This window comes from Synechococcus sp. BO 8801 (assembly GCF_002252675.1).
In the GTDB taxonomy this organism is placed as follows: domain Bacteria; phylum Cyanobacteriota; class Cyanobacteriia; order PCC-6307; family Cyanobiaceae; genus Cyanobium.
Genome location: NZ_NQKY01000041.1, coordinates 1 through 6534, shown reverse-complemented (window position 1 = coordinate 6534; position 6534 = coordinate 1). Strand labels below are relative to the sequence as shown.

4 protein-coding genes and 1 pseudogene are annotated in these 6534 nt (G+C 71.0%); 3 read left to right on the top strand and 2 right to left on the bottom strand.

The features are described from left to right. Window positions 1–12 precede the first annotated feature (12 nt). Window positions 13–1074 carry a M23 family metallopeptidase gene (locus tag CJZ86_RS16320; protein WP_502690443.1) on the top strand — a complete coding sequence of 354 codons (1062 nt, stop codon included), beginning with the start codon at window positions 13–15 and terminating at the stop codon, window positions 1072–1074. Between the two features lie 7 nt (window positions 1075–1081). On the opposite strand, the gene CJZ86_RS16315 is transcribed toward CJZ86_RS16320, so the two are convergent. Together CJZ86_RS16315 and CJZ86_RS16310 are read right to left on the bottom strand one after the other, a co-directional pair. Beyond that, window positions 1082–1765 (bottom strand): ABC transporter ATP-binding protein, encoded by a 684-nt coding sequence (locus tag CJZ86_RS16315; RefSeq protein ID WP_094587460.1) that lies wholly within the window; start codon window positions 1763–1765, stop codon window positions 1082–1084. A 31-nt stretch (window positions 1766–1796) separates the two neighbouring features. Next, entirely contained in the window at window positions 1797–3338 is a 1542-nt protein-coding gene (locus tag CJZ86_RS16310) for an NAD(P)H-quinone oxidoreductase subunit N (protein ID WP_094587461.1), read from the bottom strand. Window positions 3339–3522: 184 nt separating this feature from the next. On the opposite strand from CJZ86_RS16310, the gene topA reads away from it, so the two are divergent. After that, window positions 3523–6297, top strand: a complete 2775-nt coding sequence (gene topA / locus CJZ86_RS16305) for a type I DNA topoisomerase (RefSeq protein WP_094587459.1) — start codon at window positions 3523–3525, stop codon at window positions 6295–6297. Continuing rightward, window positions 6297–6534 (top strand): annotated as a pseudogene (locus tag CJZ86_RS16300) (hypothetical protein); the annotation flags it as partial. The gene topA and the pseudogene CJZ86_RS16300, both read left to right, overlap by 1 nt.

Sequence of the window (6534 nt, the reverse complement as noted above, 5' to 3'; positions counted from 1 at the left end):
TTCCAGACGCCGGTGCAGCCCCTGGCCCCCCCGCCCCCGGTCACCGGGGAAGCCCCCCCGGCCACCCTGCGGCCCGGAACGGCGGACCGCCGGCCGGAGCCGCCCCGCCGCTTCGATGCCTCCCTCGATGCCTTGGTGCGGGAGGGGGTCGTCACCCCCGCGGAGCGGGTGCGGGTGCGCGGCTCGCTGCTGTCGCCGCAGGAGGCCGCCACCCGCAGCCGGGCCTGCAGGGCCGGCGCCCTCTCGGCCCAGGAGTGCAGCACCGGGGTGATCATCATCGGCCGCGGCCGCAAGGATGGCCTCAGTGACGGACTGGGCGAGGGGGATCTGGTGGCCGGGGGTCGCGGCGCCGGTTTCGGCGGCTTCGGCTTCGACGCCTCGCCCCTGCCGCCGATCACCGTGCCCGTCAGCGCCCTGCTCACCGGCGCCGGCGGCAGCTTCCGGCTCACCGACGTCTTCCGCGTCACCCCCCGGCCCGCCCCGATCATCGGCAACGGCAACCAGCGGCTGCTCTTCCCCCTGATCGGCTCGGCCGTCACCACCAGCGGCTTCGGCTATCGCCTGCATCCGGTTCTGGGCAGCTGGCTGATGCACGCCGGCCGTGATCTGGCGGCGCCAGAGGGCACGCCGGTGGTGGCCGCCCTCTCCGGACGCGTCGTCAGCAGCGGCCTGGCCGGCGGCTACGGCCTGGCGGTGGAGCTGGAGCACGACCGGCCCCGGCGCCGCACCCTCTACGGCCACCTCTCCGAGCTCTACGTCAAGGACGGGGAGATGGTGCGCCAGGGCGAGGTGATCGGCCGGGTCGGCAGCACGGGCCTGAGCACCGGGCCCCACCTGCATTTCGAGCTGCGCCTGCCCCAGGACGGCGGCTGGGTGGCCACCGATCCGGGCGATCTCGACCCGGGCGGCGGCCTGTTCGCCGGCCTGGGCGGCGCGGACGGCAGCGGTCCCACCGACGCGGTGGCCCTGCTGATGGGACAGCTGATCGCCACCCTGGAGCGTCCCCGCTCCCCCCTGCCCCTGCCCGGGGAGAAGCTGGGCGTGCCCCCCGCCGCCCGCCCGACGCCGGGCTGAGGGCGCCTCAGGCGCTGATGCGGCCGTCGCGGAAGTGCACTACCCGGTCGGCCCTGGCGCCGACCTCGGTTTCATGGGTCACCAGCAGGATGGTGATCCCCTGGGCATTGAGATCACCGAACAGGCTCAGCACCTCCTCGGTGGTGTGGGAGTCGAGGGCACCGGTGGGCTCATCGGCCAGCAGCATGGCCGGATCATTGATGATCGCCCGGGCCAGGGCCACCCGCTGCTGCTGGCCCCCGGAGAGCTGGTTGGGCTTGTTCTCCAGCCGGTGGGAGAGGCCCACCCGATCGAGGGCCGCCAGGGCCCGTCGCCGCCGCTCCTCCTTCGGGACACGGGCATAGATCATCGGCAGCATCACGTTGTCGATCGCGCTCAGCTGGGGCAGCAGGTGGAACTGCTGGAACACGAAGCCCAGCTGCTGGTTGCGCAGGTCGGCCAGCTCGTCGTCGTCGAGGCTGTCCACATCGGTGCCGTTGAGCCGGTAGCTGCCGGAGCTGGGCCGGTCCAGGCAGCCGAGGATGTTCATCGCCGTGCTCTTGCCGGAGCCGCTGGCCCCCATCACGGCCAGGTAGTCGCCCTGCTGGACCGTCAGGGACAGGTCGTCGAGGGCGCGGACCTCCGTGTCGCCGCTGCCGTAGACCTTCGAGACGTGGACCAGTTCGGCCACCGGTGGGGGGAGGGACTCCATGGCCGCCAGGCTAGGGAAATCTGCCCCCGAATCAGCCCAGCGGGGCGATGGCGGCGGCGGCGATGGCCTGCTGCAGGATCGGGGTGCCGGCCACGGTGGAGCTGGCCCAGTCGAACAGGGGGCTGGAGAGCACCCCTCCCACGGCGGTGATCACCACACAGCCCACCAGGGCGGCCCGAAGCGGCTGCATGCCGGCCAGGTTCCAGGTGATGGCGGGATAGGCCTTGACCACATCGGAGGCCTCCTGGGGTTCCTTCACCACCATCATCTTGATCACCGAGATGTAGTAGTAGATCGACACCACCGAGGTGACCAGACCCACCACGACGAGCAGGTACTGGTGGTCGGCCCAGCCGGCGAAGAACAGATAAATCTTGCCGAAGAAGCCCAGCATCGGCGGGATGCCGCCGAGGGAGAGCAGGCACAGACTCAGGCCCAGGGTGATCAGGGGATCCTTCTGATAGAGGCCGGCGTAGTCGGCGATGCGGTCGCTGCCGGTGCGCAGTGAGAAGAGGATGATGCAGGCGAAGGCGCCCAGGTTCATGAACAGATAGGCCGCCATGTAGAGCACCATCGCCGAGAAGCCGTCCTCGGTGCCGCACACCAGGCCGATCATCACGAAGCCGGCCTGGCCGATGGAGCTGTAGGCCAGCATCCGCTTCATCGAGGTCTGGGCCAGGGCGACCACGTTGCCCAGCACCATGCTCAGCACCGCCAGCACGGTGAACAGGAACTTCCACTGGGCATCGAAGCTCTCGAAGCAGCCCACCAGCAGCCGCACCGCCAGGGCGAAGCCAGCCGCCTTCGAGCCCACCGAGAGGAAGGCGACGACGGGGGTGGGGGAACCCTCATAGACGTCGGGCGTCCACTGGTGGAAGGGCACGGCGGCGATCTTGAAGGCCACGGTGGCCAGTACGAACACCAGGGCCAGGGCGGTGATCGGCGAGGCGCTCGTCTGCAGGGCCTGGCCGATGGTGGCCAGGCTGGTGGCACCACCGCTGAGGCCGTAGAGGAGCGAGGCGCCGTAGAGGAACACCGCGGCGGCGGCCGATCCCACCAGCAGATACTTCAGGGCCGCCTCGGAACTGCGGGCATCCCGCTTCATGTAGCCCGCCAGGAGGTAACTGGCGACCGAGAGGGTCTCCAGGGAGATGAAGATGCTGACCAGGTCGGTGGAGCCGCACAGGAACATGGCCCCCAGGGTGGCGGCCAGCAGGATGGCGGCGTATTCCCCCATCGGTGTGCCGCTGCGCTCCACGTAGCGCCAGCTCAGCAGCAGGGAGATCAGGGTGGAGGCGGCCACCACCGCCCGGAAGGCGATGGCCAGGTTGTCGGCCAGGAAGGAGCCCAGGAAGGAAGGCTCCAGCGGGCTGTTCCACTGCAGGGCCAGCAGCACCAGGGAGGCGCCCAGGCCGCCGTAGCAGATGGGCGGCACCCAGCGGCTGGCGGCCTTCTCGCCGGCCAGGTCGACGACGAGGCACACCACCAGGGTGAGCAGCACGGCCGCCTCCGGAGCGATCGCTCCGGCGTTCAGCTGCAGCGCAAGGGCGCCGGTGCCCAGACCCGAGACGATGGCCTCGGCGGCGGAAGCGGCGGTGGTGGCGGAGTTCGCTGCTGCCAGAAACAGGTCGGCCACAGGGTTCGGGTAGGCGCGCGATGTGGCGGACTGTAGCCGCCATCTGGAGGGGCGGTCTGGTGCCCGGATACCCGCCGGGCCCGTCGATGCGATAAAGAAGGAAGCGGTATCGCGCCTTCCCGTGGCCCACACCCTGGTCATCGTCGAGAGCCCCACCAAGGCCCGCACCATCCGGGCGTTCCTGCCCAAGACCTTCCGTGTGGAGGCGTCGATGGGCCACGTGCGTGATCTTCCCAACAACGCCAGCGAGATTCCGGCCGCCCACAAGGGCGAGAAGTGGGCCAACCTCGGCGTCAACACCGCCAACGGCTTCGAACCCCTCTACGTGGTGCCGAAGGACAAGAAAAAGGTGGTGAAGGAGCTCAAGGACGCCCTCAAGGACGCCGACCAGCTGCTGCTGGCCACGGACGAGGACCGGGAAGGGGAGAGCATCAGCTGGCACCTGCTCCAGCTCCTGGGGCCGAAGGTGCCGGTGAAGCGGATGGTGTTCCACGAGATCACCAAGGAGGCGATCGGCCGCGCCCTCGACCAGACCCGCGACCTGGACATGGAGCTGGTCCATGCCCAGGAGACCCGGCGGATCCTTGATCGGCTGGTGGGGTACACCCTCTCGCCCCTGCTCTGGAAGAAGGTGGCCTGGGGCCTCTCCGCCGGCCGGGTGCAGTCGGTGGCGGTGCGGCTGCTGGTGCAGCGCGAGCGGGCCCGGCGGGCGTTCCGCAGCGGCAGTTACTGGGATCTCAAGGCCCGTCTGGAGCAGACGGCCTCGCCCTTCGAGGCCAAGCTCACCCACGTGGGGGCCGAGCGCATCGCCGGCGGCTCCGACTTCGACGAGACCACCGGCGGCCTCAAGCCCGGCAGCAAGGTGAAGCTGCTCAGCGAGGCCGAGGCCGCCGCGCTCAAGGCCGCCGTCGAAACCTCCCCCTGGCGGGTGGCGGCGGTGGAGGAGAAGCCCACGGTGCGCAAGCCCGTGCCCCCCTTCACCACCAGCACCCTGCAGCAGGAGGCCAACCGCAAGCTGCGGCTCTCGGCCCGCGACACCATGCGCACGGCCCAGGCCCTCTACGAGCGCGGCTTCATCACCTACATGCGCACCGACTCGGTGCACCTCTCCGACCAGGCCCTGACGGCGGCCCGCAACTGCGTCGGCGCCATGTACGGCAAGGAGTTCCTCAGCCCGGCGCCGCGCCAGTTCAGCACCAAGGCCCGCAACGCCCAGGAGGCCCACGAGGCGATCCGGCCCGCCGGCGAGAGCTTCCGCACCCCGAAGGACACCGGCCTCGACGGCCGTGACCTGGCGCTCTACGAGCTGATCTGGAAGCGCACCGTGGCCAGCCAGATGGCCGATGCCCGGCTCACCCTGCTGGCCGTCGACATCGAGGCGGCGGGCGCCACCTTCCGGGCCAGCGGCAAGCGCATCGACTTCGCCGGGTTCTTCCGCGCCTACGTGGAGGGCAGCGACGACCCCGATGCGGCCCTGGAGGGCCAGGAGGTGCTGCTGCCCTCGCTCGCCGTCGGTGACGCACCCCTCTGCCGGGGCGTCGAGGCCCTCGGCCACCAGACCCAGCCCCCCGCCCGCTACAGCGAGGCGGCCCTGGTCAAGACCCTGGAGAAGGAGGGCATCGGCCGCCCCTCCACCTACGCCAGCATCATCGGCACCATCGTCGATCGGGGTTACGCCACCCTGCAGAACAACTCCCTCACCCCCAGCTTCACGGCCTTCGCCGTGACGGCCCTGCTGGAGGAGCACTTCCCCGACCTGGTGGACACGGCCTTCACCTCGAAGATGGAGCACACCCTCGACGAGATCTCCACGGGCAAGGTGTCCTGGCTGCCCTACCTGGAGAACTTCTACAAGGGGGAGAAGGGCCTGGAGACCCAGGTGCAGCAGCGGGAGGGTGACATCGACCCCGGCATCTCCCGCACGGTGGTGCTGGAGGGCCTGCCCTGCGTGGTGCGCATCGGCCGCTTCGGCGCCTACCTGGAGACCAAGCGGGTGGCGGACGACGGCAGCGAGGAGCTGCTCAAGGCCACCCTGCCCCAGGAGATCACCCCGGCCGATCTCGACGCCGAGAAGGCCGAGCTGCTGCTGCGCCAGAAGGCTGAGGGGCCCGAGTCCCTCGGCGAGGACCCCGAGACCGGCGAGCAGGTGTACCTGCTGTTCGGCCAGTACGGCCCCTACGTCCAGCGCGGCCAGGTGAGCGAGGAGGTGCCCAAGCCCAAGCGGGCTTCCCTGCCCAAGGGTGTCAAGCCCGAGGACCTCAGCCTGGAGGACGCCCTGGGGCTGCTGCGCCTGCCCCGCCACCTGGGGGAGCATCCCGACGGCGGCAAGGTGCAGGCCGGGCTGGGGCGCTTCGGTCCCTACGTGGTCCACGACAAGGGCAAGGGCGAGAAGGACTACCGCTCCCTCAAGGCCGAGGACGATGTCCTGGCGGTGGGGCTGAGCCGGGCCCTGGAGCTGCTGGCCATGCCCAAGAAGGGCCGCGGCGGCCGCACGGCCCTGAAGGATCTGGGGGTGCCCGAAGGCTCCGAGGAGGCCATCCAGCTCTTCGACGGTCCCTACGGCCTTTACGTCAAGCAGGGCAAGGTGAACGCCTCCCTGCCGGAGGGCACCACCGCCGACACCATCACCCTGGATCAGGCGGTGGAGCTGCTGGCCGCCAAGGCCGCCAGCGGCAAGGGGGCATCCCGGGCCCGGGCCGGCACCAAGGCCGCTGCCAAGCCCGCCGCCAGGAAGACCGCCGCCAAGACGGGAGCCGCCAAGGCCCCCTCCACCAGGAGCGCGGCCGCCAAGGCCACCGGCACGACCACCGCCGCCGCCAAGAAGCCCCCCGCCACCACCAAGTCCGGTCGCCTGCGGGCCAGCGCCGTGCGGGTGATCAAGCCCGCGGCCAGCTGATGGCCCATCCCCGCCCCCCCCTTTCGCTGGCGGGACCCCTGCTGAGCCTGCCCTTGCTGCTCTCCGCCTGTGGCGGCACGCCCTTCGGCGACGCCCTCTCCCGCAGTTTCTCGGGCGCACCGGCGGCTCCCGCCGCCCCGGCCCCCGTGACCCGGACCGCCGCCCCGGCCACGCCGGCTCCCACCCCCGCCACCCCGAAGCCTGCGGCCGGCAAGGAGCCTGCGGCGAACGGGGCGC

What these genes read in the sequence shown, in the direction of transcription:
- CJZ86_RS16315 (WP_094587460.1), bottom strand. Translation starts at nt 1,765, where the DNA reads ATGGAGTCCCTCCCCCCACCGGTGGCCGAACTGGTCCACGTCTCGAAG.